The organism is Xenorhabdus sp. TS4 (genome assembly GCF_014467265.1).
Taxonomy (GTDB): domain Bacteria; phylum Pseudomonadota; class Gammaproteobacteria; order Enterobacterales; family Enterobacteriaceae; genus Xenorhabdus; species Xenorhabdus ehlersii.
Genome location: NZ_NKHQ01000081.1, coordinates 84703 through 111002, shown reverse-complemented (window position 1 = coordinate 111002; position 26300 = coordinate 84703). Strand labels below are relative to the sequence as shown.

The 26300-nt window shown below is 40.7% G+C and carries 20 protein-coding genes and 1 tRNA gene; 13 read left to right on the top strand and 8 right to left on the bottom strand.

The window, feature by feature from the left end:
* Positions 1–31: 31 nt before the first annotated feature.
* Together selD and Xets_RS17795 are read left to right on the top strand one after the other, a co-directional pair.
* Positions 32–1042, top strand: a complete 1011-nt coding sequence (selD, locus tag Xets_RS17800; RefSeq protein ID WP_187652242.1) for a selenide, water dikinase SelD — start codon at positions 32–34, stop codon at positions 1040–1042.
* 4 nt (positions 1043–1046) lie between these two features.
* Positions 1047–2993, top strand: coding sequence for a DNA topoisomerase III (locus Xets_RS17795; protein ID WP_187652241.1), 1947 nt, complete (start codon positions 1047–1049; stop codon positions 2991–2993).
* A gap of 55 nt (positions 2994–3048) precedes the next feature.
* Here Xets_RS17795 and xthA read toward each other — a convergent pair whose 3' ends face one another.
* Positions 3049–3855 carry an exodeoxyribonuclease III gene (gene xthA, locus Xets_RS17790; RefSeq protein ID WP_099132359.1) on the bottom strand — a complete coding sequence of 269 codons (807 nt, stop codon included), beginning with the start codon at positions 3853–3855 and terminating at the stop codon, positions 3049–3051.
* A 652-nt stretch (positions 3856–4507) separates the two neighbouring features.
* Here xthA and Xets_RS17785 point away from each other — a divergent pair.
* Positions 4508–5371 (top strand): LysR family transcriptional regulator, encoded by an 864-nt coding sequence (locus Xets_RS17785; protein ID WP_187652240.1) that lies wholly within the window; start codon positions 4508–4510, stop codon positions 5369–5371.
* 333 nt (positions 5372–5704) lie between these two features.
* On the opposite strand, the gene Xets_RS17780 is transcribed toward Xets_RS17785, so the two are convergent.
* The 3 genes from Xets_RS17780 to Xets_RS17770 all read right to left on the bottom strand — a co-directional run bounded on the left by Xets_RS17780 (position 5705) and on the right by Xets_RS17770 (position 7411).
* Positions 5705–5789, bottom strand: a tRNA-Tyr gene (locus Xets_RS17780).
* Positions 5790–6033: 244 nt separating this feature from the next.
* The gene (gene purU, locus Xets_RS17775) at positions 6034–6882 is read right to left on the bottom strand and encodes a formyltetrahydrofolate deformylase (protein ID WP_099132361.1); all 849 of its coding nucleotides are present in this window, start codon (positions 6880–6882) and stop codon (positions 6034–6036) included.
* A gap of 67 nt (positions 6883–6949) precedes the next feature.
* Positions 6950–7411, bottom strand: a complete 462-nt coding sequence (locus Xets_RS17770) for a YchJ family protein (RefSeq protein ID WP_187652239.1) — start codon at positions 7409–7411, stop codon at positions 6950–6952.
* A 296-nt stretch (positions 7412–7707) separates the two neighbouring features.
* On the opposite strand from Xets_RS17770, the gene galU reads away from it, so the two are divergent.
* The 3 genes from galU to Xets_RS17755 are packed head-to-tail and all read left to right on the top strand — an operon-like array spanning position 7708 to position 11012.
* A complete protein-coding gene (gene galU / locus Xets_RS17765; RefSeq protein ID WP_187652238.1) occupies positions 7708–8625 on the top strand; it encodes a UTP--glucose-1-phosphate uridylyltransferase GalU in 918 nt (305 codons plus the stop codon).
* A gap of 24 nt (positions 8626–8649) precedes the next feature.
* The gene (locus tag Xets_RS17760; protein ID WP_099132364.1) at positions 8650–9993 is read left to right on the top strand and encodes a UDP-glucose/GDP-mannose dehydrogenase family protein; all 1344 of its coding nucleotides are present in this window, start codon (positions 8650–8652) and stop codon (positions 9991–9993) included.
* Positions 9994–10001: 8 nt separating this feature from the next.
* Entirely contained in the window at positions 10002–11012 is a 1011-nt protein-coding gene (locus tag Xets_RS17755) for an NAD-dependent epimerase (RefSeq protein ID WP_099132365.1), read from the top strand.
* Between the two features lie 238 nt (positions 11013–11250).
* Here the strand turns inward: Xets_RS17755 and Xets_RS17750 are convergent, their stop codons facing one another.
* Positions 11251–11652, bottom strand: a complete 402-nt coding sequence (locus tag Xets_RS17750; RefSeq protein WP_099132366.1) for an H-NS family nucleoid-associated regulatory protein — start codon at positions 11650–11652, stop codon at positions 11251–11253.
* Between the two features lie 644 nt (positions 11653–12296).
* Between Xets_RS17750 and Xets_RS17745 the strand changes: the two genes are divergently transcribed.
* Positions 12297–12893: a thymidine kinase gene (locus Xets_RS17745; protein ID WP_099132367.1), complete on the top strand. Its 597-nt coding sequence runs from the start codon at positions 12297–12299 to the stop codon at positions 12891–12893.
* A 126-nt stretch (positions 12894–13019) separates the two neighbouring features.
* Here the strand turns inward: Xets_RS17745 and adhE are convergent, their stop codons facing one another.
* Complete coding sequence (gene adhE, locus Xets_RS17740) at positions 13020–15683, bottom strand: bifunctional acetaldehyde-CoA/alcohol dehydrogenase (protein ID WP_187652237.1); 2664 nt, start codon at positions 15681–15683, stop codon at positions 13020–13022.
* A gap of 1022 nt (positions 15684–16705) precedes the next feature.
* Here adhE and Xets_RS17735 point away from each other — a divergent pair.
* The 6 genes from Xets_RS17735 (at position 16706) to oppF (ending at position 24043) form a co-directional block, all read left to right on the top strand.
* Complete coding sequence (locus Xets_RS17735; protein ID WP_187652236.1) at positions 16706–18346, top strand: ABC transporter substrate-binding protein; 1641 nt, start codon at positions 16706–16708, stop codon at positions 18344–18346.
* A gap of 122 nt (positions 18347–18468) precedes the next feature.
* The gene (gene oppA, locus Xets_RS17730) at positions 18469–20112 is read left to right on the top strand and encodes an oligopeptide ABC transporter substrate-binding protein OppA (protein WP_099132370.1); all 1644 of its coding nucleotides are present in this window, start codon (positions 18469–18471) and stop codon (positions 20110–20112) included.
* Positions 20113–20193: 81 nt separating this feature from the next.
* Positions 20194–21114 (top strand): oligopeptide ABC transporter permease OppB, encoded by a 921-nt coding sequence (oppB, locus tag Xets_RS17725; RefSeq protein ID WP_099132371.1) that lies wholly within the window; start codon positions 20194–20196, stop codon positions 21112–21114.
* Positions 21115–21128: 14 nt separating this feature from the next.
* A complete protein-coding gene (gene oppC, locus Xets_RS17720) occupies positions 21129–22037 on the top strand; it encodes an oligopeptide ABC transporter permease OppC (protein ID WP_099132372.1) in 909 nt (302 codons plus the stop codon).
* 9 nt (positions 22038–22046) lie between these two features.
* Positions 22047–23045 (top strand): ABC transporter ATP-binding protein, encoded by a 999-nt coding sequence (locus tag Xets_RS17715; RefSeq protein WP_099132373.1) that lies wholly within the window; start codon positions 22047–22049, stop codon positions 23043–23045.
* Entirely contained in the window at positions 23042–24043 is a 1002-nt protein-coding gene (gene oppF / locus Xets_RS17710; RefSeq protein ID WP_187652235.1) for a murein tripeptide/oligopeptide ABC transporter ATP binding protein OppF, read from the top strand. The genes Xets_RS17715 and oppF overlap by 4 nt, the downstream gene beginning before the upstream one ends.
* A 106-nt stretch (positions 24044–24149) precedes the next feature.
* Here oppF and Xets_RS17705 read toward each other — a convergent pair whose 3' ends face one another.
* Together Xets_RS17705 and cls are read right to left on the bottom strand one after the other, a co-directional pair.
* Positions 24150–24479 (bottom strand): HI1450 family dsDNA-mimic protein, encoded by a 330-nt coding sequence (locus tag Xets_RS17705; RefSeq protein WP_187652256.1) that lies wholly within the window; start codon positions 24477–24479, stop codon positions 24150–24152.
* A gap of 148 nt (positions 24480–24627) precedes the next feature.
* Positions 24628–26088, bottom strand: coding sequence for a cardiolipin synthase (gene cls / locus Xets_RS17700; RefSeq protein WP_099132376.1), 1461 nt, complete (start codon positions 26086–26088; stop codon positions 24628–24630).
* Between the last annotated feature and the right edge of the window lie 212 nt (positions 26089–26300).

Below are 26300 nucleotides of genomic sequence, written 5' to 3'. Positions count from 1 at the left end.
TTTGCCAGTGACTTCTTAACTGGAGCGACTAATGTCAACTGAAATCCGTCTGACTCAATACAGCCATGATGCCGGATGTGACTGCAAAATTTCGCCTAAAGTGCTGGAAACTATTTTGCACAGTGAACAGGCAAAATTTTTCGATCCTAATCTTTTGGTCGGCAATGAAACCCATGATGATGCTGCTGTGTATGATATTGGTAATGGTACAGGTATCATTAGTACTACGGATTTTTTTATGCCGATTGTTGATGATACGTTTGATTTTGGCCGTGTTGCGGCCACTAATGCTATCAGTGATATTTACGCGATGGGGGGGACAATTAATAAGCTGGCCCCGGAAATCGCTCAAAATGTCATTGAGGGAGGCAGGGCTGTTTGTCAGGAAGCGGGCATTTCTCTGGCTGGAGGGCATTCTATTGATGCACCTGAACCCATATTCGGTTTGTCAGTGACGGGTATTATCAATATTGAACGTGTAAAGCGTAATGATCAGGCAAAGGCGGGGAATCTCCTGTTTCTGACTAAACCTTTGGGTGTTGGCGTATTGACTACGGCTGAAAAGAAAGGTTTGCTTCAACCTGAACACCAAGGTATTGCGAAAGAAACTATGTGCCAGTTAAATAACGCGGGGACAGATTTTGCAGGAATTGAGGGTGTTACAGCGATGACGGATGTAACAGGCTTCGGTTTGTTAGGGCATTTGAGTGAAATTTGTGAAGGTTCTGGTGTTCAGGCGAAGGTCAAATTTTCACAAATTCCGCGATTGCCAGATGTTGATATTTATATCGAAAAAGGTTGCGTACCTGGAGGCACAGGACGCAACTTTGACAGCTATGGGCACTTAGTTGGAAAGATGACTCCTCATCAATGCCATCTCCTGTGTGACCCACAAACTTCGGGTGGTTTGTTGCTGGCGATTTTGCCGGATGCCGTGGAAGAGGCGAAAGCCGTTGCACGAAGCCACAACATTGATTTTTTTGCTATTGGTGAACTGACTGAGCCAAGCTCAGGCAGAGCACTAATTGAAGTTCTTGAATAATTCCATGCGTCTTTTTATTGCAGAAAAACCCAGCCTCGCGAGAGCCATCGCAGATGTTTTACCGAAGCCCCATCGACGTGGGGATGGGTTTATCGAATGTGGTAATAACCAGTTTGTGACTTGGTGTGTTGGTCATCTATTGGAACAGGCCGAACCCGATGCCTACGAGAGCCGTTATGCGCGTTGGGTCTTGGCTGATTTACCGATCATTCCTGAAAAATGGCAGCTAAAGCCACGGGCAGCCGTGGCCAAACAGCTCAACATAATTAAATCCCTATTGGAAAGAGCGACCGAAATAATCCATGCAGGAGACCCTGATCGTGAAGGTCAATTGTTGGTGGATGAAGTGCTGGACTTTTTAGATCTGGATACGGATAAAAAACACAATGTCCAACGATGCCTAATCAATGATCTAAATCCCCAGGCGGTCGTAAAAGCGATTGAACGGTTAAGGAGCAATCGGGAGTTTATCCCCTTATGTGTTTCTGCACTCGCCAGAGCCAGAGCGGACTGGCTTTATGGCATCAATATGACCCGCGCTTACACCTTATTAGGCAAAAATGCAGGTTATCAAGGGGTATTATCGGTTGGGCGTGTCCAAACTCCTGTTTTAGGTTTGGTTGTGCGCCGCGATGAAGAGATAGAAAATTTCGTGCCAAAAGACTTTTTTGAAGTCAAAGCACATGTTGTTACACCCAATGAAGAGCGATTTACGGCTTTATGGCAACCCAGTGAATCTTGCATTGATTTTCAGGATGAAGAAGGGAGAATTATTCACCGGCCGTTAGCTGAGCATGTTGTTGCTCGTATTACCGGACAACCCGCCTATGTCTCTTCCTATCAGGATAAGCGTGAATCAGAAACGGCACCATTGCCTTTTTCCTTGTCATCTTTACAGATTGAAGCGGCCAGGCGTTTTGGCTTGAGCGCTCAAGATGTACTTGACATTTGTCAGCGGCTTTATGAAACCCATAAATTGATCACTTATCCACGCTCTGACAGTCGTTACCTGCCGGAAGAACATTTTGTTGGGCGTCATGCGGTCCTGAATGCCATTTCGGTTCATGCTACTCATTTGCTTCCGCAGGATGCTTTAGATATAGAGCAAAAGAACCGCTGTTGGGATGATAAGAAGGTTGATGCTCACCATGCCATTATTCCTACTGCACGTAGTAGCCAAGTCAATTTAACCGAAAATGAAAGCCATATTTATAGTTTGATTGCGCGACAATACCTGATGCAGTTTTTTCCTGATGCGGTATTTCGGAAATGTACGATTGAACTTGATATTGCAGGGGGGAAATTTATCGCCAAGGCACGTTTTCTGGCAGAAGCGGGTTGGAGGACTCTGCTTGGCAACAAGGAACGGGATGAAGAGAATGAAGGTACGCCATTACCTGTTGTTGCTAAAGGAGATGAATTATTGTGTGAGAGAGGCGAAGTGGTGGAAAGGCAGACACAACCTCCACGGCCTTTCACTGATGCAACACTATTGTCTGCAATGACTGGCATAGCCCGATTTGTGCAGGATAAAGCTTTGAAAAAGGTGCTTCGTGCCACTGATGGTTTGGGTACGGAAGCGACCCGAGCAGGGATCATTGAGTTGCTATTCAAACGGGATTTCCTGTACAAAAAAGGGCGCTATATTCACGCGACTCCGGCTGGCAGGGCTTTAATTCATGTATTGCCGGACATGGCGGTATTGCCAGATATGACTGCACATTGGGAATCTCGGTTGACGCAAATCAGCGAAAAGCAATTCCGTTATCAGGATTTTATGTTCCCCCTTCAGGAAACATTGCAGCAGTTGATTTGGCAGGCAAAACAGCATCGTAATTTGACGGCTTTTAGGGACTTGCCTCCTGTTCCCGTTAATGCCAAAAAAGGGAAAGGAAAGCAGGCAAAATCCAGTAAGAGCAGGGCAAAGAAAGATCAAGCCAATCAGGGATAATCTGAAATGCTGACACAGCACCACCTATTATGGTGCTGTGTTTCATGATCGCTGTTTATATCTTAAATTCAGTCCAAACAGGGGCATGATCGGATGGTTTTTCCATGCTGCGGATAGCATAATCGATACCAGAAGAGATACATCTTTCTGCCAATGGATGGCTGGCAAGCAGCAAATCAATGCGCAGCCCACGATTATCATCAAAGCCTTTTGAACGATAGTCGAACCAAGAAAACTGGTCATTGACTTCGGGGCTTAGTGCTCGGAATGTATCGATGAATCCCCAATTTTTCAAGCGTGCCATCCATTCACGCTCTTCTGGCAGGAAAGAACATTTCCCCGTCTTTAACCAGCGTTTCTGGTTGTTTTCTCCGATACCAATATCGAGATCTGTTGGACTGATATTCATGTCTCCCATAATCAGAATGTGTGACTCCGGAGAATGGTTAGTTTCCAGGTAAGACAGTAGATCCTGATAAAACTTTTCTTTTGCAGGAAATTTAATTGGGTGATCACGGCTCTCCCCTTGAGGAAAATAGCCATTGATTACAGTTAATAAACCAAGAGGTGTCTCGATATCGGCCATAATAATGCGGCGCTGTGCATCATCGCCATCAGTAGGAAAACCTTTACGGATATCTACGGGTTGTTGGCGAGTCAACAGGGCGACACCGTAGTGCGATTTTTGACCATGATAAAAAACGTGATAACCCAGCTTACTGACTTCTTCCAGAGGAAACATTTCATCATGGACTTTTATTTCTTGTAATCCGATAACATCAGGTTGGTGTTGTTCAACAATGGCAGCGAGTTGATGATGACGTGCTCTTAACCCATTAATATTGAATGATATAAATTTCATATTGTTATAATCACCTATATAATATTCTTATTCTTAATGTTAACAGATACAAATAAGGATGTAACTATTTATTAAATAATAAATTTTACCTAATTATTTTGATAATTCGCTATTTTACTCATATATGTAATACTATATTGAGTATAATGCCCTCGTTACCCCAAATTTAAAGTGTCGAATCGATTTTTAAATAATAAAAAGACACCAAATCAATAAATAGTAAATTAATTGATGTATAACAATTCACTAATTGTTATGTGTTATATTTAACATTTGATATTATAATTTTCCGTGAGAGTTTTTATTCTTGAAATTTATTTTATGTTGTGTGTTACAAAAATTAATTAATGAAAAAGTAGAAGAGTTAATCAATCTCTGATAGAAATTTGAACTTGTAGGCCAGGGTTATATTTATTAATGGTTTACAATCACGGTGGAATATTCATCATGATATAGATGAATAATATAGTTCATCTAAACCGCATTATTGCATCAGGGACTGGCATTTTATATAAATGTCATTTGAAAAATACTTATTTTTATTGTACAAAATTATACCTTCATAATATCAAGTTTGATTTAGCGGTTACCTGATGAGAAGGCCATTTCAAGGAAATTATTTTAGCCACAAGTTACATAGGAACGGTGAATTATGTTTTTTTCTCGTAAATTAGAAGCATTCATGGCGGTGGTGGAAATGGGTTCTTTAAGCAAAGCGGCAAGAGTGATGAACCGTACGACTCCCCCAGTCGCTAAATCAATTAAAGACTTTGAAGCGACGTTAGGAAAGCGCTTATTCAAAAGGGAGAAGTTTGGGATGATTCTGACCAAAGACGGAGTGGAGTTATATAATGACTTAAAAGAGCTCTATTTGAAAGAGAAAGAAATTACAAAGAAACACATTAGCGGGAGTATTTGTAATGTTGTAAATATATACCATGATTGGGGTAAGAAAAAGCATCTGATTTCGCTTTATAAAGCAGCGGACAGAAATAATGCTCAAGTTAATATATTACGCTTCAGTTATGATAACATTGATGAAATAGTTGACTATGAGGGCAATACAATAATTTTAAGTTCAGAAAAAATACTTAGTGATCGATTCAGCCTGGTAAGGAAAATTGATGGCCCAAATTTGGGGATCTGCTGCCGTAAAGAGTTATTGGCTGAAGTCAATGGGGACTTTACTCAATTGCTGAGAAAGAGAACGTGGTTATGTGATCCAGTGCTCTATAAAGGCAATTTGATAAAGAATTTGGAAGAGGAAATGATAAAAAACGGAGAAAAAGTTAATATTCGACAGATGGATAATATCGAATGCTGTCTCAATTTTATTCAGTCAACCGATTATATTTTTATTACAGATTCCCATTCCGGTGCATTGGAAGAGGGAGAAAGCCTAGGCTTCATTTCTATATCACGGCCTGATGCAATTAATCAGTGTTATGTCTACAAATCAAAATCTCATTCAAGTGTGTTAAATCGTTTCATCGACTCCGTCAGTGATATGGAGTAACTGACTGCGTGAGCGGAGCGAACTATCAGGTTTCTCAGCTCCGCTATGGGTGTTTGCCCAAATGCATTAAAAGAGCTTAGAATAGATTTTTGATGGTGGTGAGGAAGGATGATGTGTTATTTCGTTCCTCACCTTTGGCTTATATAGGTATTACACATCTGTCATTTCATCTTGCTTCTCTTGCCCATAGCCATTCTGTGGTATTCCAATTTGAATGTTAGCTGAACGCATTAACACTTTCCAAATCGATACATTCTATGAGCCAGCAAGCTATAATCTGCTTTAGTAAGGATAAGTATGTTTCATTTTATGTAATGAAATGTGAGTTCTTGATGGTGGTGGGGGAAGGATTCGAACCTTCGAAGTCTGTGACGGCAGATTTACAGTCTGCTCCCTTTGGCCGCTCGGGAACCCCACCAGATTTTTGGATTTTTGAATTGTATGCTATCGTTAGCAGCGAGCGGCATGATATCAGATAAACCGCCGCTGTAAAGTAGCTAATTGAAAATAAAGTATCGTATGATTACTTTTTGATCCGGGTGATTGTGTTGCAACCTACTGGGTAATATCATCGATAGAAAGTATCTGTATTACAGGTTGCATTTTGCCCAAGCAGCTATAGACACAATACTTTATTGTTTATTAAAAAATAACATGGTTGATTAAAGAATAACGGTACGGTTACCATATACAAAAACCCGCTGGGAAAATACCCAGTGTAATGCTTGGCTCAATACATTCTTTTCAACATCCCGTCCTGCCCGCATCATCTCCTCAGCGGTATAGGTGTGATCCACATTTATCACATCTTGGGTGATAATCGGCCCTTCATCCAAATTGTCATTTACATAATGAGCCGTCGCGCCAATAATTTTCACACCACGCTCATAAGCCTGATGGTAAGGGCGAGCACCGATAAATGCGGGCAAGAATGAATGGTGAATGTTGATTATTTGATTTGGGTAATGCTGAACAAATGCCGGTGTTAAGACTCGCATATACTTGGCAAGCACAACATAATCCGGCTTATATTGATCAATTTGGGCTATCAATGCTTCGTCATGTTGTTCACGGGTTAGACCCTCATGACTGATGTAATGGAATGGGATATCAAACTGCTCAACCAATTTTTGCAAAGTAGTATGATTGCCGATGACAGCAGCAATTTCGACATCCAGTCCACCATAGACGCTTTTGACTAAAATATCGCCAATGCAATGCGCTTCTTTTGTCACCATGATAACGATACGACGTCGGCCCGCTGTATTCAATTCACGGTTTGAACCCGCCGGTAGAGCGTCATCCAAATCTGCCAGAAGAGTTTCGTCATTAAAAATACCCTCCAGCTCGGTACGCATAAAAAATCGGCCAGTACGATGATCAACAAACTCATTATTTTGAACGATGTTTAATTGATGTTTGTAACAAATGTTTGTGATTTTTGCGATCAATCCTTTGGAATCAGGACAAATCGTCCGCAAGATTTTTTTTTGTATGTTTGCGTTTTGCATGGATTACGAGAACCTCAAATATTCTTCACTGTGTGTGAGTTGTTATGTTTGATATTTAGATGCTGATTTAACCACAGCATTTCTTATATTTTTTGCCTGAACCACATGGGCAAGGGCTATTTCGGCCTATTTCAGGGCGAATGCCATCTATATAAAACCAACGTTGATCAATGCGCAAAAAACGTGAGCGCTCATGAATCAATTGCTTATCTTGCTTTCCTTGTTCAATAAAGCAAGCTGAAAATTCAACATAAGCTTCGTTATTATGTTTCCCCTGATGAGTTTCGAGGACATTTAATCCCAGCCATTGTACACCGGCAAAACTTTGTTCTATTTCTGTACGCCCATTTTCAGCCTGGCAATCTGGGTGCCAGGTAGCGATAAGATAGTCTGCATTTTGTGTAACGTAAGCGCTATATCTGGAACGCATCAGGGATTCAGCATTTGGGGCAGGGTGATGATTTTCAAGATAGGGACTACAGCAAAGGTCGAAAGATGAGCCACTGCCGCAGGGACACATTTTTGTCAAAATAACTCCAGTTATTTAAAGAAGTTGCAGATTATCGTTAATTGTAAGGTAAATTAGTATTTGTTGAATAGGATTAAATGCACAACCCGACATCTAATCATTGAAATGTGATTAAAAGCTAGCGCATTGTATATCTGGCCGAATTAACTGGTGTATACTCGTGCGCGTTATTTTTTGCGAGTGCAATTTTCTTCACACATACGATTTTTTTTGAGAGTTAATGCTATTGTTTAAACTGTAAAGGAGTTTTTCAGTGAAAACATATCAGTGAAAACATAGCAGTAGGAGACGATGTAATGTCAGTAATAAATAAAAAGGTCAAGAAGGCGGTTATACCTGTTGCTGGTTTGGGAACCCGGATGTTGCCAGCCACCAAAGCCATCCCGAAAGAAATGCTCCCCTTGGTGGATAAACCACTTATTCAGTATGTGGTCAATGAATGTATCAAAGCAGGTATTAATGAGATCATTTTGGTCACACATTCATCCAAGAACTCGATAGAAAACCATTTTGATACCAGCTTTGAATTGGAAGCGATTCTTGAGAAAAGAGTTAAGCGCCAATTACTGGACGAGGTACAATCTATCTGTCCAAATCATGTGACAATCATGCAAACCCGTCAGGGAATTGCAAAAGGATTGGGACATGCCGTGTTATGTGCTAAACCACTTATTGGTGATGAGCCGTTTGCTGTTGTTCTGCCGGATGTTATTTTGGATGAGTACAGTACCGACCTATCAAAATATAATTTGAGCGAAATGTTATCACGCTTCAACAGCAGTGGTGCAAGCCAAATTCTAGTTGAACCTGTCCCTGTAGAAAGTGTTGCCGATTATGGCATTGTTGATTGCCTGGGGGAAAATTTACAGCCTGGGGATAGCAAACCGATTGCCCGTGTTGTTGAAAAACCAAAACCAGAAGAAGCGCCATCGAATCTTTCCATTGTTGGTCGTTATGTATTATCTGAAAAAATCTGGCCATTATTGGCTAAAACTGCGCCAGGGGCAGGAGATGAAATACAACTGACTGATGCTATTGCCATGCTGATGGAAAAAGAGTCTGTTGAGGCTTATCACTTGCAAGGCCGTAGTCATGATTGTGGTAATAAGTTGGGTTATATGCAGGCATTTGTTGAATATGGCATGAAACATAAAGAATTGGGCAAGTCATTCGCGGATTGGATCATGACCTTGCAAAATCAGTTCGAAAAATAATCTACTAGTACTTTAAGGTGTGATATGAAAGTTACTGTATTTGGTATTGGCTACGTAGGCTTAGTACAAGCAACCGTATTTGCTGAAGTGGGGCATGATGTTCTTTGTGTCGATGTTGATGCAAAAAAAGTCGAGAACCTGAAAAATGGTCAAATTCCTATTTTTGAGCCGGGCTTGACGCCCTTGGTAAAGAAAAATCATGCTGAAGGACGGCTGAATTTTACAACGGATGCCAAAGCCGGTATTGCTCATGGCAAATTACAGTTTATTGCAGTAGGCACACCTCCTGATGAAGATGGCTCTGCTGATCTTAAGTATGTAACTGCTGTAGCCAGAACTATTGCGGAAAATATGGATGGTTACAAAGTTGTTGTTGACAAGTCAACTGTGCCAGTAGGTACAGCTGATAAAGTCAGGGCAGTGATGCAAGCAACATTGGCAGAACGTAATCTGGAACTTCCATTTGATGTCGTTTCCAATCCTGAATTTTTGAAAGAAGGCGCCGCTGTTGCTGATTGTATGCGGCCTGAACGCATTATTATTGGTTGTGATAATGATGATGTGGTTGATGTCATGCGCGAGCTGTATGAGCCATTTAATCGTAATCATGATCGTATGATAGTCATGGATATCCGCAGTGCTGAATTGACTAAGTATGCAGCTAACTGCATGTTGGCGACAAAAATCAGTTTTATGAATGAAATTGCTAACTTGGCTGAAATACTGGGAGCTGACATTGAACATGTGCGCCAGGGAATTGGTTCCGACTCACGCATCGGATATCACTTTATTTACCCTGGATGTGGATATGGTGGTTCATGTTTCCCTAAAGATGTTCAGGCACTGATCCGGACTTCTGAACAAATTGGATATACGCCAAAAATTCTTCAGGCAGTGGAGCAGGTTAACGAAAAACAGAAAAATAAATTGCCTGCTTTTGTAAGACAACATTTTGGTGATGATTTATCGGATAGGACATTTGCTATTTGGGGGCTGTCATTTAAACCTAATACAGATGACATGCGTGAGGCATCGAGCCGTGTCTTGATGGAAACGTTATGGAAATGTGGCGCTAAAGTTCAGGCGTATGATCCTGAGGCTATGCAGGAAGCTCAGCGTATTTATGGGCAGCGTGATGATCTCTCTTTAATGGGAACAAAAGAAGCAGCATTAAAAGGTGCTGATGCTTTGATTATCTGTACAGAATGGCAAAACTTCAGAGCACCTGATTTTGATGTGATTAAAGATTCATTAAAAACGCCTGTGATTTTTGATGGACGCAATCTTTATGATCCTGAACGCCTACAATCGCGTGGTTTTACTTATTATGGTATTGGCCGCGGTGCCTCAATCAGACCCGTCATTTGAGTTAATTTATGAAATTTTTAGTTACAGGCTCTGCTGGTTTTATAGGTTTTCATGTTAGTCAGCAGTTATTGAATATGGGGTATGAGGTTGTTGGTATTGATAACCTCAACGATTATTATGATGTTAATTTGAAACAGGCGAGATTAAATTTATTACTCCCTTATTCAAATTTCAAATTTCAAAAATTAGACTTGGCTGACAGAGTTGCAATACCCGAATTGTTCGCGCAACATCAATTCCAGCGAGTGATCCATTTAGGGGCTCAACCGGGTGTGCGTTATTCAATACAAAACCCTATGGCATATATAGATGCCAATATCGTCGGTCATATCAATATACTTGAAGGTTGCCGCCATCATTCTGTAGAGCATCTATTATATGCATCTTCCAGTTCAGTATATGGCTTAAATAAAAAGCAACCTTTTTCTACTGATGACTCAGTTGATCATCCGGTTTCTTTATATGCAGCAACGAAAAAAGCTGATGAATTAATGTCTCACAGCTATTCACACCTTTATCAACTTCCCACTACAGGATTAAGATTTTTTACCGTATATGGACCGTGGGGGCGTCCTGACATGGCTTTATTTAAATTCACTAAAGCTATGTTAGAAGGTAAGCCGATTGATGTTTATAATCATGGCAATATGGTGAGAGATTTCACATATATTGATGACATTGTTGAATCAATAATCAGGTTGCAGGATATCATTCCTACTTCCAATAAAGACTGGTCAGTCGAAGATGGGCAAATATCTGCCAGCTCTGCGCCGTATCGAGTTTACAATATTGGCAATGGGCAACCGACAAAACTGGGTGATTTTATTGAAGCCATTGAAACCTCATTAGGAATTGAGGCGAAGAAAAACTTTATGGAAATTCAAGATGGCGATGTATTGTCAACGTGTGCAGATTCAAGCGCGCTTTACAATAAGATTGGCTTTTCACCTAACATGCCGGTAAAGGAAGGGGTGAAACGATTTACTGATTGGTATTTAGACTTTTATCAAAAGCTGTGACAGTAGAAATAGGAAAAGGAGCGATTAGCTCCTTTTTTTACTAAATTATGTTAATAAAAAACTAAGTTAGTGTTAAGTTATTTTTTATCACATCGAGAATATAAAAGCGATTTAGCCATTAATATAACTCTCTGTGTTTCTACATCAGCCCGTAATTAACCTAGTTAGTTTATATTAAGCATAAAACAAAAATACCCTTGATAGGGTATTTTTGTTATCAGGTTTACAAAGCAACTGATTAGATCAGGAAATCGTCCAGTGATTTGCCTTCTTCTTCAATTGCTTTTTTGATTACAGCTGGTGTACGGCCTTGGCCAGTCCAGGTTTTAGTTTCACCGTCATCAATGTATGAATATTTTGCTGGACGAGCAGCACGTTTAGATTTACCAGTAGATTTACCACTTAAAGCATCCACTAAATCGCTTAATTCAATACCGTCTTTTTCCAGCATTTCACGGTATTCTTGAAGCTTACGTGTGCGCTCTTCTAATTGTACACGAACCTGGTTTTCTTCATCGCGACGTTCTTCAACAACAGTCGTAAGTTTTTCCAGCATTTCTTCTAAAGTACTAAGTTCACATTCTCTTGCTTGTGCGCGCAAGGTACGGATGTTATTTAAGGATTTTAAATTTTCGCTCATTGTCCTGGTCTCAAATTATAATGATGATAGCCGATGTAGAGATAATAATAGAATGCTATTTTATTTTCTGCAATAGTGAATTTACTTTCTCAGGATAAAACATGTCATTTTAAAATGCAATTTTTGAAGTAATCGATATATTGCGTTTTAATCCTGCTATTGGGTTTACCATTTTTCAATAAGAATGACGGGGATTACTGTAAAGTTTAGTAAGGAATAAAACCTAGGGTATAAAACCAATTTATAGTCAATCCGTAAGAAACATTAACTGTTTTGCTAGAAATAAACTGAAGAGTAAGTGTGTGATGAAAGTTTTTTTATGGGTAATCCATTAGTTATGATCATGATGGGTGAATTGAACAAAAGTAAACCACTTTGATTATTAATATTCAAAGGATGAGGGTAAAAATAACTATTTTCTTTTTATGTTAATTTTGTGCATTTGGCATGCAGTAAGTACTTGTGGTGCTGATTTTATATGCGCAAATGTGATGATTATCATGAAAATAATCTTTTGTTATTCAACCTAATTTGTTTCTGTTACTCCACATTTGACAACAACAAAGATAATTTCAACCAAAGTTTGTGGTAAACTGGTGCTGTTATATCGTCTGATTAAATTTGACAAGAGGATGAACAGGCCAATGGCTCAGCTTTATTTTTATTATTCTACCATGAATGCTGGGAAATCAACTTCCTTATTGCAGTCTTCCTATAACTATAACGAAAGAGGAATGAGAACGCTGATCTTTACAGCAGAAATCGATACTCGATTCGGTAAAGGAAAGGTTAGTTCCCGTATTGGCTTATCGGCTGAAGCGTTGTTGTTTTCACCGAAAATAAATATTGCTGAGCTTATCAGAAAGGAAAATGAGGCAGAAAAAGTCCATTGCGTTTTGATTGATGAATGCCAATTCTTAACGAAAGAACATGTCGAGCAACTTTGTGAAATTGTAGATTATGACGATATCCCTGTTCTTTGTTATGGTTTAAGGACAGATTTTCAAGGTGAGTTATTTAGCGGCAGTGAATATCTCCTCGCGTGGTCAGATAAATTGGTAGAGTTGAAAACAATTTGTCATTGTGGGAGAAAAGCCAGCCGTGTACTTCGTTTTGGCAGCGATGGCAACGTTGTTTACGATGGTGCTCAGGTTGATATTGGTGGTAACGAAAAATACGTCTCAGTGTGTCGTAGGCATTATACTGACGTTATTCGTGAAGCCAGGGCAAAAAAGGTTTAATACGCCCCCAGTTGTAATTGAGAAATCTAAAACTATATAGGTTAAGATAGGCCAGAAAATAAAATAATAAAAAGGCGCTGGGTTGCCCTAACGCCTTTTAAGTTACATCCATCAGCCTATCATTTATTATTCTTTCTTATTATTTTTTCTATTTGATTTTACTGTCTCCTGTGGTTTGTCCTCTTCGGTGAATTTACGGCCATAAAAAGAATCTAGCAGCAGTTGTTTCAACTCAGAAATTAATGGGTAGCGCGGATTTGCACCGGTGCATTGGTCATCAAATGCATCTTCTGCAAGCTTGTCGATTTTTGCCAAGAAGTCAGCTTCTTGCACACCTATTTCACGAATTGAAGCTGGAATATCTAGCTGAGACTTCATTTCTTCCAGCCAAGCCAATAGTTTTTCAATCTTGGCAGCGGTACGATCATCTGATGAGGTTAGCCCCAGATGATCTGCAATTTCCGCATAACGACGTCGCGCTTGTGGGCGGTCATATTGGCTGAAAGCAGTCTGTTTTGTTGGGTTATCATTAGCGTTGTAGCGGATTACGTTACAAATTAACAGTGCATTAGCTAAGCCATGTGGGATATGAAACTCAGAGCCAAGTTTGTGGGCCATAGAGTGACATACACCCAAGAATGCATTAGCAAAGGCAATACCTGCTATCGTTGCTGCATTATGGACACGTTCGCGAGCAACGGGGTTTTTTGCACCGTCGTGGTAACTAACAGGCAGGTAATCTTTTAGCAGCTTTAGTGCTTGCAGTGCTTGTCCATCAGAGTATTCATTGGCTAAAACAGAAACGTAGGCTTCCAATGCGTGGGTTACTGCATCCAGGCCACCAAAGGCACATAGCGATTTTGGCATATCCATGACGAGGTTCGCGTCAACAATCGCCATATCAGGGGTGAGTGCGTAGTCTGCCAAAGGATATTTCTGCCCGGTTACGTCATCGGTAACAACCGCGAAAGGCGTGACTTCTGAACCAGTGCCTGAAGTGGTGGTAATGGCGATCAATTTAGCTTTTACACCCATTTTCGGGAACTTATAGATACGCTTACGGATATCCATAAAGCGCAGAGCCAGTTCCTCAAAATGTGTTTCTGGATGCTCATACATCACCCACATAATTTTAGCTGCATCCATCGGGGAACCGCCGCCAAGGGCAATGATGACATCCGGTTTAAACAGATGCATTTGTTCAGCACCTTTGCGAACGATGCTTAATGTTGGATCTGCTTCGACTTCAAAGAATACTTCCGTTTCAACGCCATAAGATTTCAAGACATTAATAACCTGATCGGCATAACCGTTATTGAATAAGAAACGGTCTGTCACAATAAAAGCGCGTTTAGCACCATCAGTAGCGACTTCTTCCAAGGCAATGGGCAGAGAACCGCGTCGGAAATAGATTGATTTTGGAAGTTTGTGCCACAACATATTTTCGGCTCTTTTGGCGACGGTTTTTGTGTTGATCAGGTGTTTTGGCCCAACATTTTCAGAAATAGAGTTGCCTCCCCAAGAACCACAACCCAGCGTCAAAGAAGGGGACAGCTTAAAATTGTACAGGTCTCCAATACCACCTTGAGATGCAGGTGTGTTGATCAAAATACGCGCGGTCTTCATTTTGTTGCCAAAGTATTTAATACGCTCTGCCTGATTATCTTGTTCGGTATAGAGGCATGACGTGTGTCCAATACCCCCCATCTCAACCAATTTCTCGGCTTTTTCGACCGCATCTTCAAAGTTTTTACCACGGTACATAGCAAGCAGTGGTGATAGTTTTTCATGAGCAAAGGGTTCTGCTTCATCTACCAGAGTAACTTCACCAATAAGAATTTTGGTGTTTTCGGGAACATTAATACCGGCCATTTCAGCAATTTTTATTGCTGACTGACCAACAATCGCTGCATTTAAATTACCGTTTTTCAAGATAACATCTTGAATGGCCTTTAGCTCTTTTCCCTGGAGAAGATAGCCACCGTGAGTTGAAAAACGTTCACGGACTTGCTCGTAAACAGAATTAACGACGATAACAGATTGTTCTGAAGCACAAATCACGCCGTTATCAAACGTCTTAGACATCAGGATAGATGCAACGGCACGTTTGATATCAGCCGATTCATCAATCACGACAGGGGTATTGCCTGCACCGACACCAATAGCGGGCTTACCTGAACTATAGGCTGCTTTTACCATGCCGGGACCACCTGTTGCTAAAATCAGATTAATGTCAGGGTGATGCATTAAGGCATTTGAGAGTTCAACGGAAGGTTCATCTATCCAGCCAATGATATCCTTTGGAGCACCTGCTTCAACCGCTGCCTTTAAGACAATCTCTGCTGCTCTGTTGGTTGCTTTTTTAGCACGAGGATGAGGGGAAAAAATAATACCATTACGGGTTTTCAGGCTGATAAGCGCTTTGAAAATTGCGGTAGATGTTGGGTTTGTTGTTGGAATAATGGCGCAAATTAGGCCAATAGGTTCAGCGATAGTAATAGTACCGAAGGTATTATCTTCAGATAAGATACCGCAAGTTTTATCATCTTTATAGGCGTTATAAATATATTCTGAAGCGAAGTGGTTTTTGATCACTTTATCTTCCACAATTCCCATGCCTGATTCAGATACGGCTAATTTTGCCAAGGAAATACGGGCATCAGCAGCGGCAAGAGCCGCAGCCCGAAAAATTCGGTCAACTTGTTCCTGAGAAAAATTGGCAAATTCATGCTGGGCTTTTTTTACGCGAGCAACTAATTCATTGAGTTCTGCGACGTGAGTTACAGCCATAAAAATTACTCCTGAGAGATGTTAAATTTTTTAGGGCAATTAGCTGCGAGATTATTAATTTATTAAATAATATTATGAGATTAATCGTTTAGATTTAATCGTGAATATAGCTAATTGCCTTAAAAAATTACTTAATAAAATGATTAATATAGGAATAGTTTCTTTCCTTGAAATTTTGCGTTGAATACAGCTTACCATTTACAGGCATTTGTATTGTGATTTAGATCATGAAAACATTAAGCTGACTCAATTCAGCTGTTGTTTCTGAGGAAATGAATATCAGTTGATTATTTAACCATACAAATACAATCTATTAACTTTTCGGTGGATTGGTATTAATGTGATTACTCGAATTATGGGATTATTATTAATATGTTTGGCATAAGGGCATAGCCTTATTTCCTGGGTTACTAGGATATAGCAAAGATAACTTATGTATTTGTTTAAATTATTAATGTAATAAGTTGAAATTTTATCCTTAAAAGGAGTGTTGATTAATCAAAAATTAACTAATAAATGATCAATTAAAGTGTAATTGGTTGATAACATCGCTTTTGATGTCCTTTTCTTGAAACATTGTTCATATTTTATTCCTTTTTAATCTGTGATTTTCTTAAAATGATACTGTAATTTTCTACACTGTTTTGCATTTCATAATCTTATCTAACAGGTGGCTTGTATCGTTGTTTTGTGATGAAGATGGACTTTTACTCTGTGGTGATTGCATTTTGTTAAAATAATGTTTATTTTCTCTTTTGATAATATTCCACGCATATCATATGGAAATAACAGAATAAAACCTATAATTATCATTATGTTACATTGGTTTTTCAAATGTATTGTATACAGGGATAACGAATGATATTAATGTTTTAATAAATTCATTATAAAAAACAAATAACAATTATTATGTGGACATCGTTTTTTAGTAGGTTAATTACCCTTTGTTAACGAGATAAGTAAATTATTGGAGTTAGTAGATTAAAAACGATTCATTTACTGTTTATAACTTGGAGTAAAATATGAGAAAAAAAACATCAAAGTTAGGTCAGTTGATTTCGAGTATCGTTTTATTATCTTTTCCCGCAGCACAGAGCATTGCTGCAACTGTTCCAGCAGGCGTTACCCTGGCTGAAAAACAAGAAATAACTGTTAACAATGGTGTCGAAGTTACTTCATTGGATCCTCATAAAGTTGAGGGTGCTCCAGAAACTATCATTATCCGTAATCTGCTGGAAGGGTTGGTAACGACTGGGCCAAATGGTGAAACTGTGCCTGGCGTGGCAGAAAGATGGGAGAATGAAGGTTATAAGGTATGGACATTCTATTTACGTAACGACGTCAAATGGAGTGATGGTAAGCCTGTGACTGCACAGGATTTTGTTTACAGTTGGCATCGGCTTGCTGATCCAAGCACAGGATCGCCTTATACCAGTTACTTGCAATATGCCTATATTCAGAACGTTGACGATATTCTGAAAGGAATAAAATCACCGGAACAATTGGGGATTAAGGCGTTAGATGATCACCGTTTCCAGGTAACGCTCAGCCAGCCAGTTCCTTATCTGATTGAGATGTTAAGCCATACAGCGATGAAACCCATCAGGCAAGATGTAATTGAAAAATGGGGGAACAAATGGACTTTGCCAGAAAACTATATTGGTAATGGTGCTTATACGTTGAAAGATTGGGTGGTCAATGAGCGCATTGTTTTAACGCGCAATCCCCGGTATTGGAACAATAAAGAAACCATCATTGAAAAAGGCACTTTCCTGCCTATTGTCTCTGGAGTTAGTGGTGTTAACCGCTATCGTAGCGGGGAAGTCGATATTACTGATAATGCTATTCCTCCTGATCTATACCAAAAAATGAAACAGGATATTCCTGAACAATTGCACGTTTCACCTTATCTGTGCACGTTTTACTACGAAATTAATAACCAGAACCCTCTGTTTAGAGATAAACGGGTGCGTGAAGCCATAAAACTGAGTCTTGATCGAGATATCATTACTGAAAGAATTATGGCACAGGGACAAATTCCAGCTTATGGATTTACTCCGATTTATATTGGGGGGGGATTGTCCATTAATCCAGCATGGGCGAGTTGGACACAGGAGCAGCGTAATCAACGGGCAAGGGAATTGTTGAAAGAAGCGGGTTTTGATGCCAGTAATCCTCTTAAGTTTACCTTGTTGTACAACACATCCGAGCAAAACAAACAACAAGCCATCGCTGCGGCTTCTATGTGGCAGAAAAATATTGGTGCAAAAGTCACGCTGCAAAACCAGGAGTGGAAAACCTCGCTCCAGAACCGCCATCAAGGGAATTATGATGTCGCGAGGGCAACATGGTGTGGCGATTATAACGAACCTTCTTCTTTTCTGAATATATTGCTGTCAAGTAGCAGTAACAATACTGGTTTTTATCAAAGTGAGGCTTTTGATAACTATCTCAACCATGCTCTGACTGCCAAAGATGATGCTACACGTAAGGCATTTTATCAGCGAGCTGAAGCCCAGCTTGATAAAGATTCAGGGCTGATACCAGTTTATTACCGTGTCAGTGTGCGCCTCATTCGCCCGACGGTTGGGGGAATGACAAGGAAAGATCCTATGGATTATGTCGATCTAAAGAATTTGTATATTAAAAAGGTGAATAACTAATTATCGTCACAACATATTGTTTTACCGTAAACAAAATAGTTCCTTTTAGATGCGGAAAATAACCATCCCAATGCGTGGATATGACTTTAATGGGTCAAATGATATCAATTGGAGAGAATAAGATGATAAACACAACAAAGAAAAAACGGGCTACTGGCATTACAGTAGCGTTAGGCATGATGATCGGGTGGCCGGCCTTTGCAGCACAAGTGCCTGCTGGCGTGCAACTTGCAGACGCTGCAAAACAAGTGCTGGTTCGCAACAATGGCTCTGAACCCCAATCGTTGGACCCGCATAAAATTGAAGGTGTACCAGAATCTAACATCGCCCGTGATCTATTTGAAACTCTGGTGATCAATGACCCTGACGGTAAAATTATACCGGGAGTTGCAGAAAGTTGGGAAAATAAGGATTTCACAGTTTGGACATTCCATCTGCGTAAAGATGCAAAATGGTCTAATGGTGACCCTGTCACTGCGCAGGATTTTGTTTATAGTTGGCGCCGTGTGGTAGATCCAAATACTGCATCCCCATATGCAAGTTTTCTTCAATATGCCCATCTTCTTAATGTTGACGATATCATCAGAGGTAAACAGAAACCTGAAACATTGGGTATCAAAGCATTGGATGATCATACGTTAGAATTGACACTCAGCGAACCTGTACCTTATTTAGTCAAATTGTTTGTTCATACAAGTACATCACCAGTTCATCGTGCAACTGTAGAAAAATATGGTGAAAGATGGACGCAACCACAGAATTTTGTTGGTAATGGCGCTTATAAACTGAAAAGTTGGGTGATCAATGAACGCCTTGTTTTCGAACGTAACCCAACCTATTGGGATGATAAAAATACGGTCATTAATCAAATAACTGTCTTGCCTATTTCCTCTGAAGTCACAGATGTTAACCGTTATCGCGCTGGCGAAATTGAGATGTCTTATGACAACTTACCGATTGAGTTATTCCAAAAACTAAAAAAAGAAATCCCCGAACAGCTGCACGTTAATCCGAAATTGTGTACTTATTACTATGAAATTAATAACCAGAAGCCACCATTTAACGATCCGCGAGTACGTACCGCATTGAAGTTGGGTATAGATCGAGATCTTATGACTAATAAGGTAAAAAATCAGGGTGATATACCTGCCTATGGTTATACACCACCTTATATCGCCGATTTTAAAGATGAAAAACCAGACTGGTATACCAAATTAAATCAGCAGCAGCGCAACGAAGAAGCGAAAAAACTTTTGGCAGAGGTTGGATTTACTAAAGATAATCCCTTGAAAATTAAGCTACTATACAATACTTCCGATCTGCATAAAAAGTTAGCCATTGCCGCTGCTTCTATGTGGAAAAAGAATATCGGTATAGATGTTTCTCTTGAAAATCAGGAATGGAAAACTTTCCTTGATTCCCGCCATCAAGGCAACTATGACATCGCCCGTGCAGGATGGTGTGCTGATTATAACGAAGCTTCTACCTTCTTGAATCCTATGTTATCCAATAGCAGTAATAACACCGCCCATTATAAGAGCAAAGAATTTGATGCATTAATGAAGCAATCACTTCAGGTAAAAACGGATGAAGAACGTGCTGAAGTTTATGCTAAGGCTAATGCGCAATTGGATAAAGATTCTGCAATTATTCCAATCTATTACTATACAAATTCTCGTTTGCTAAAACCTTATGTAGGTGGTTATACCGGTAAAGATCCATTAGACAACTTCCATACCAAAGATCTGTACATAATAAAACATTAGGAATTAGCGGGTGATCTAGTGGGGTCACCTGCTTGTTAAATAATTAAAAGCCACGGTTTGGCCAAACAGTAGGAACGGGCAATGCTAAAATTTATTTTACGTCGCTGCTTAGAGGCGATCCCGACACTTTTTATACTTATTACTATTTCGTTTTTTATGATGCGGCTTGCTCCAGGTAGCCCATTTACAGGAGAAAGGAAGCTACCGCCAGAAGTTATGGCAAATATTGAAGCAAAATATCATCTAAATGATCCTATTTATAAACAATATTTCAATTACTTAATTCAACTTTCTAAAGGGGATTTTGGCCCTTCATTCAAATATAAAGACTACAGTGTCAATGATCTGGTTGCAGAAGCTTTGCCTGTTTCTGCTAAATTGGGATTTGCTGCCTTTGTTATGGCGGTTATATTGGGTGTCAGTGCAGGGGTTATTGCGGCATTGAACCAGAATACGAAATGGGATTACACGGTAATGGGGTTTGCCATGACAGGAGTCGTGATCCCTGGTTTCGTGGTTGCCCCCTTATTAGTTTTGATATTCGCCATTACACTAAAATGGTTGCCGGGAGGAGGCTGGAATGGCGGGGCACCTAAGTATATACTTTTGCCAATGGTTGCACTTTCCCTCTCTTATATTGCCAGCATATCCCGTATTACCCGCGGTTCCATGATAGAAGTTTTGCATTCCAACTTTATTCGTACGGCACGGGCCAAGGGGTTGCCATTGCGGAAGATTATTTTCCGTCATGCGTTAAAACCTGCCTTATTGCCCGTTATCTCTTACATGGGGCCTGCATTTGTGGGGATCATTACGGGTTCAATGGTTATCGAGACCATTTTCGGTTTACCTGGCTTGGGACAATTGTTTGTCAATGGCGCATTAAACCGTGATTACTCACTGGTACTGAGTTTGACGATTCTGGTGGGGAGCCTGACCATTATATTTAATGCCATCGTTGATGTGCTGTATGCCGTCATTGATCCGAAAATTCGTTATTAGAACTGGAGCACGCAATGTTACTGAATAAAAAAAATAGCGAAGCTCTGGAAAATTTTTCTGAGCAACTGGAAATTGAGGGCCGCAGTTTGTGGCAGGATGCTCGTCGCCGTTTTATGCATAACAAGGCGGCGATTACGAGTTTATGTATTCTATTCCTGATCACATTATTTGTGATCTTAGCCCCGATGTTGTCCCAATTTGCGTACGATGATACAGATTGGAATATGATGACGATGCCGCCGGATTTTGAATCCAAACACTATTTTGGCACCGATTCATCAGGGCGTGATCTGTTGGTGCGCGTTGCCATTGGCGGGCGCATTTCATTGATGGTTGGGATTGCCGCAGCTTTAATTGCCGTGTTATTTGGCACGTTGTATGGTGCGATGTCAGGCTATCTTGGCGGCAAAATTGACATGGTTATGATGCGTTTGTTGGAAATCCTCAACTCTTTCCCATTCATGTTCTTTGTTATCCTTCTGGTTACTTTCTTTGGTCAAAACATCCTGTTGATTTTCGTTGCAATCGGCATGGTGTCGTGGCTGGACATGGCACGTATCGTCCGTGGTCAGACATTGAGTTTAAAACGCAAGGAATTCATCGAAGCAGCGTTGGTTTGTGGGGTTTCTACCCGTAATATCGTTTTGCGCCATATCGTGCCAAACGTATTGGGTGTTGTGGTGGTTTATGCCTCATTACTTGTACCTAGTATGATCCTGTTTGAATCCTTCTTAAGCTTCCTTGGCTTGGGAACTCAGGAACCACTCAGCAGTTGGGGCGCTTTGTTAAGTGATGGCGCCAACTCAATGGAAGTAGCTCCGTGGTTACTGTTATTTCCGGCAGGCTTTCTGGTAATGACCCTGTTTTGTTTTAACTTTATTGGTGACGGCCTGCGAGATGCCCTCGACCCGAAAGACCGTTAAGGAGAGCCTATGAATAGCGTAGAAACTTCGAAAAATGTTGAATCACTCCTATCGGTAAAAGATCTGGATGTCATATTCAGCACGCCAGACGGTAACGTAACTGCCGTAAATAAATTGAATTTTGACTTACAGGCCGGAGAAACCCTGGGGATCGTGGGAGAATCCGGTTCTGGCAAATCGCAGACGGCATTTGCATTAATGGGGTTATTGGCCAGCAATGGTTCTGTCAGTGGTTCTGCCCACTTTAATGGGAGAGAGATTCTCAACCTGAAAGAAAAAGAACTGAACCGAATGCGGGCAGAAGAGATCTCGATGATATTTCAAGATCCCATGACTTCCCTTAACCCTTATATGCGGGTGGGTGATCAATTAATTGAAGTATTGATGCTGCACAAACGTATGAGTAAAAGCGCGGCTTTTGAGGAATCCATTCGTATGTTGGATGCCGTTAAGATGCCAGAAGCTCGTAAGCGTATGAAAATGTACCCTCATGAATTCTCTGGTGGTATGCGCCAACGAGTCATGATTGCTATGGCGTTATTGTGTCAACCGAAGTTGTTGATTGCCGATGAACCGACAACGGCATTGGACGTGACCGTTCAGGCACAGATTATGACGTTGCTTAACGAGCTGAAAAAAGAGTTTAACACTGCCATCATCATGATTACCCATGACCTGGGGGTGGTTGCCGGCATTTGTGACAAAGTATTAGTGATGTATGCAGGGAGAACGATGGAATATGGCACGGCGCGTGACGTATTTTACCGGCCTACACATCCATACTCTATCGGGTTATTGAATGCGGTTCCCCGTCTGGACGGTGATGAGGAATCATTGGAAACGATTCAAGGCAATCCCCCCAATTTATTGCGTTTGCCAAAGGGATGCCCATTCCAGCCGCGTTGTCAATTTGCCACAGAGCATTGTGTTCGTGAGGAACCACAGCTGGAACAATTTGGCCTTGGGCGCTTGCGTGCCTGCTTTAAACGCCAGGAGGAATTAGTATGAGCACAATAGCTGAAAAACGTGCCTTATTGGAAGTTGATGACCTCAAAGTTTATTTTGATATTAAAGATGGAAAACAGTGGTTCTGGCAGCAGGCAAAAACCTTAAAAGCGGTAGATGGCGTTACCTTAAGGCTATATGAAGGTGAAACTCTGGGAGTTGTGGGAGAATCTGGCTGCGGAAAATCAACACTTGCCAGAGCAGTCATTGGGTTAGTGAAAGCGTCTGGTGGTGCAGTCACCTGGCTTGGCAAGAACCTGCTGGATATGAATGACAAACAATGGCGGGATATTCGCAATGATATTCAGATGATTTTTCAGGACCCTTTGGCATCGTTGAATCCGCGTATGACCATTGGTGATATTATTGCAGAGCCATTGAAAACGTATTACCCCAAAATGAAAGATGGGCAAGTAAAAGAAAAAGTTCAAAAGATCATGATGCGGGTAGGGTTGTTGCCTAACCTGATAAACCGTTACCCGCATGAATTCTCGGGTGGACAGTGCCAGCGTATTGGAATTGCTCGCGCCTTGATTCTGGAACCTAAATTAGTTATCTGCGACGAACCTGTTTCAGCATTGGATGTTTCCATTCAGGCACAAGTCGTTAATTTGTTGCAGGAATTACAGCGGGAAATGGGACTTTCCCTGATATTTATTGCCCATGATCTATCAATAGTAAAACACATATCAGACCGCGTTTTGGTGATGTATTTGGGGAATGCTGTAGAATTAGGCACTTACGACGAGGTTTATCATAATCCGTTGCATCCATATACCAGAGCGCTTATGTCGGCGGTGCCGATCCCTGATCCAGACAAAGAGCGTAACAAGCATATTGAATTGTTGGAAGGAGAACTGCCTTCACCGATTGATCCCCCGTCTGGATGTGTATTCCGCACTCGCTGTCCAAAGGCTGATGCCGAATGTGCCAAGACTCGACCATTGCTTGAAGGAAGTTTTAAACATGCGGTGTCTTGCCTTAAGGTTGATCCACTCTAACCCGTTAGATTCTGCCAGTGTGACGCTGTCACGAATTTAAATTCAATGCCCTCAAAATGAGGGCATTTTTACCGATCAGGGAGGTACCTTGGGGAGGGCTGTCTGATTATTTTTTCCATAGGATATGGCAGATGGAGTGAGATTTTTCCCGGCAGATCAAGACACGGGCAAAGATGTCATCAATTTCGGCATCGTCTGATTCAGCCAGGCCAATAATGACTTCTGAAAAAAAGTCTGGATCCAGATCAAAATCAACATGTTCAAACCAGACTCCTGACGGTTCCAATAATTCAACACCGCCCCGTTCTTCAAATTGCAAATTAAACAATAGGCTGTCAGCCGGATCGAGATGAGAAAGCGCTTGTTCCAAAAAGATATCATAGGCTTTTTCAAGCGCTTCATCTTCAGTCATTCGGTTATTTAAGTCCAATTGCATAGAATGTGTCGGTTGATTTTCCATGATGCAAGGTCCGAGATTAATCACAAGGTGAAATTAAAACATGTTCTGTATTGAATGAATACTGTTATTCGTGATGAAAATATTCATGTTGAAAAAGTGACTGGTCAATTTTTTCTATCATGAATTATAAAAGTGGACTGAAAAAGTAACAGATACGTTCAAGGATACGATGCCAAACAGGACGTTTTTCCCATTTATTGTTTTCAAGCAATGTTGAACGCATAATATAGTTTTGTTGAACCAGTGTTAAATCATTGCCAAAGTGTTCATCATCAATTACCACTGTAATTTCAAAATTCAGCCACAAGCTACGCATATCTAAATTGACAGAACCGACCATACTGAGTTGCCCATCGACTAAGACACTTTTAGTGTGTAACAGACCATCTTCAAATTGATAAATTTGCACGCCGGCTTCCAGTAATTCCGTAAAAAACGCCCGACTGGCCCAGCGAACAAGAAATGAGTTATTTTGGCTTGGCACGATGATACTGACATCAACACCGCGCATAGCCGCAGTGCAAATCGCATGCATTAAATCATCGCTGGGAACAAAATACGGGGTAGTAAGAATAAGCTGTTTGCGGGCAGCAAAAATAGCAGTCATCAGGGATTGTTGGATCAATTCATCAGGGAACCCTGGCCCGGAAGCAATAACTTGAGCTATATGACCACTGGTTTGTTCGAAGGGCATAGTGACACGCTCAGGTGGAGGAGGAAGATGCCGTTGTCCTGTTTCCATTTCCCAGTCAAAAGCGTAAATGATCCCCAGTGTTGTTGTAACAGGCCCTTCCATTCTCACCATGATATCGACCCATTGACCGACTCCTGCATCTTGTTTAAAAAAACGAGGGTCAACCATATTCATGCTGCCGGTGTATGAAATATGATTATCGATCAGAATAATTTTTCTATGCTGGCGTAAGTCCATACGACGCAAGAATAAACGGAAGATATTCACTTTTAGCGACTCGACAAATTCAATACCTGCCTTTCGCATAATATCAGGATAAGGGCTACGGAAAAATTGCCAGCTTCCTGCCGAATCTACCATGATTCGACATTTAACACCGCGTTTGGCTGCGCACATCAAGGCATCAGTGACCTGATCAACCAGCCCTCCGGATTGCCATATATAAAACACCATCTCGATATTGTATTTGGCGTTTTCAATATCATGAACAATTGCTTTTAGTGAGTTATCATAAGATGTCATTAATTGCATTTTATTGCCACTGACACCTTTGATCTTTTGTCGACGCTCACACAGCTGAAACAACGGAGTCGCGACTTCACTGTTTCTATCGGCAAAAATTTGAGGGGAGTTTCTTAACTCGGCTAACCATTTGGCTACAGATGAGCGCATTTGTCTGGCTTGCTCAACCCTGCGTTTGCCAAGATGTAATTCGCCGAATGACAAGTAAGCAACGATTCCGACTAAAGGAAAAATGTAAATAATGAGTAACCACGTCATTGCTGATGTCACTGGACGACGTTTCATCAACACTCGAATAGTGATACCGGCAATAATCAGCCAGTAGAAAAAAATCGCCAGCCAGCTCAGTACAGAGTAGAAAGTTGTCATATGTGGCAATCAATCCTATTTATTTAAATAGTTAATGGAGTCATTGCCGCAAGTTTCTAGAAATTCGGGCAAACTATCAACTTAATATCATTAATTGAACAGAGTGCAATTTTAGCAAAAAAGCGCTAATTATGATAAATATCATTACTATTTAGCTAGTTATAACTACAACTTAACTTCATAAACTGTATGCAATATATGCAAATTGATAT

Excerpts from the sequence above, each read along its gene's own strand:
- selD (WP_187652242.1), top strand. The coding sequence starts at position 32 with ATGTCAACTGAAATCCGTCTGACTCAATACAGCCATGATGCCGGATGT.
- Xets_RS17795 (WP_187652241.1), top strand. The coding sequence starts at position 1,047 with ATGCGTCTTTTTATTGCAGAAAAACCCAGCCTCGCGAGAGCCATCGCA.
- xthA (WP_099132359.1), bottom strand. The coding sequence starts at position 3,855 with ATGAAATTTATATCATTCAATATTAATGGGTTAAGAGCACGTCATCAT.
- Xets_RS17785 (WP_187652240.1), top strand. The coding sequence starts at position 4,508 with ATGTTTTTTTCTCGTAAATTAGAAGCATTCATGGCGGTGGTGGAAATG.
- purU (WP_099132361.1), bottom strand. The coding sequence starts at position 6,882 with ATGCAAAACGCAAACATACAAAAAAAAATCTTGCGGACGATTTGTCCT.
- galU (WP_187652238.1), top strand. The coding sequence starts at position 7,708 with ATGTCAGTAATAAATAAAAAGGTCAAGAAGGCGGTTATACCTGTTGCT.
- Xets_RS17760 (WP_099132364.1), top strand. The coding sequence starts at position 8,650 with ATGAAAGTTACTGTATTTGGTATTGGCTACGTAGGCTTAGTACAAGCA.
- Xets_RS17755 (WP_099132365.1), top strand. The coding sequence starts at position 10,002 with ATGAAATTTTTAGTTACAGGCTCTGCTGGTTTTATAGGTTTTCATGTT.
- Xets_RS17750 (WP_099132366.1), bottom strand. The coding sequence starts at position 11,652 with ATGAGCGAAAATTTAAAATCCTTAAATAACATCCGTACCTTGCGCGCA.
- Xets_RS17745 (WP_099132367.1), top strand. The coding sequence starts at position 12,297 with ATGGCTCAGCTTTATTTTTATTATTCTACCATGAATGCTGGGAAATCA.
- adhE (WP_187652237.1), bottom strand. The coding sequence starts at position 15,683 with ATGGCTGTAACTCACGTCGCAGAACTCAATGAATTAGTTGCTCGCGTA.
- Xets_RS17735 (WP_187652236.1), top strand. The coding sequence starts at position 16,706 with ATGAGAAAAAAAACATCAAAGTTAGGTCAGTTGATTTCGAGTATCGTT.
- oppA (WP_099132370.1), top strand. The coding sequence starts at position 18,469 with ATGATAAACACAACAAAGAAAAAACGGGCTACTGGCATTACAGTAGCG.
- oppB (WP_099132371.1), top strand. The coding sequence starts at position 20,194 with ATGCTAAAATTTATTTTACGTCGCTGCTTAGAGGCGATCCCGACACTT.
- oppC (WP_099132372.1), top strand. The coding sequence starts at position 21,129 with ATGTTACTGAATAAAAAAAATAGCGAAGCTCTGGAAAATTTTTCTGAG.
- Xets_RS17715 (WP_099132373.1), top strand. The coding sequence starts at position 22,047 with ATGAATAGCGTAGAAACTTCGAAAAATGTTGAATCACTCCTATCGGTA.
- oppF (WP_187652235.1), top strand. The coding sequence starts at position 23,042 with ATGAGCACAATAGCTGAAAAACGTGCCTTATTGGAAGTTGATGACCTC.
- Xets_RS17705 (WP_187652256.1), bottom strand. The coding sequence starts at position 24,479 with ATGCAATTGGACTTAAATAACCGAATGACTGAAGATGAAGCGCTTGAA.
- cls (WP_099132376.1), bottom strand. The coding sequence starts at position 26,088 with ATGACAACTTTCTACTCTGTACTGAGCTGGCTGGCGATTTTTTTCTAC.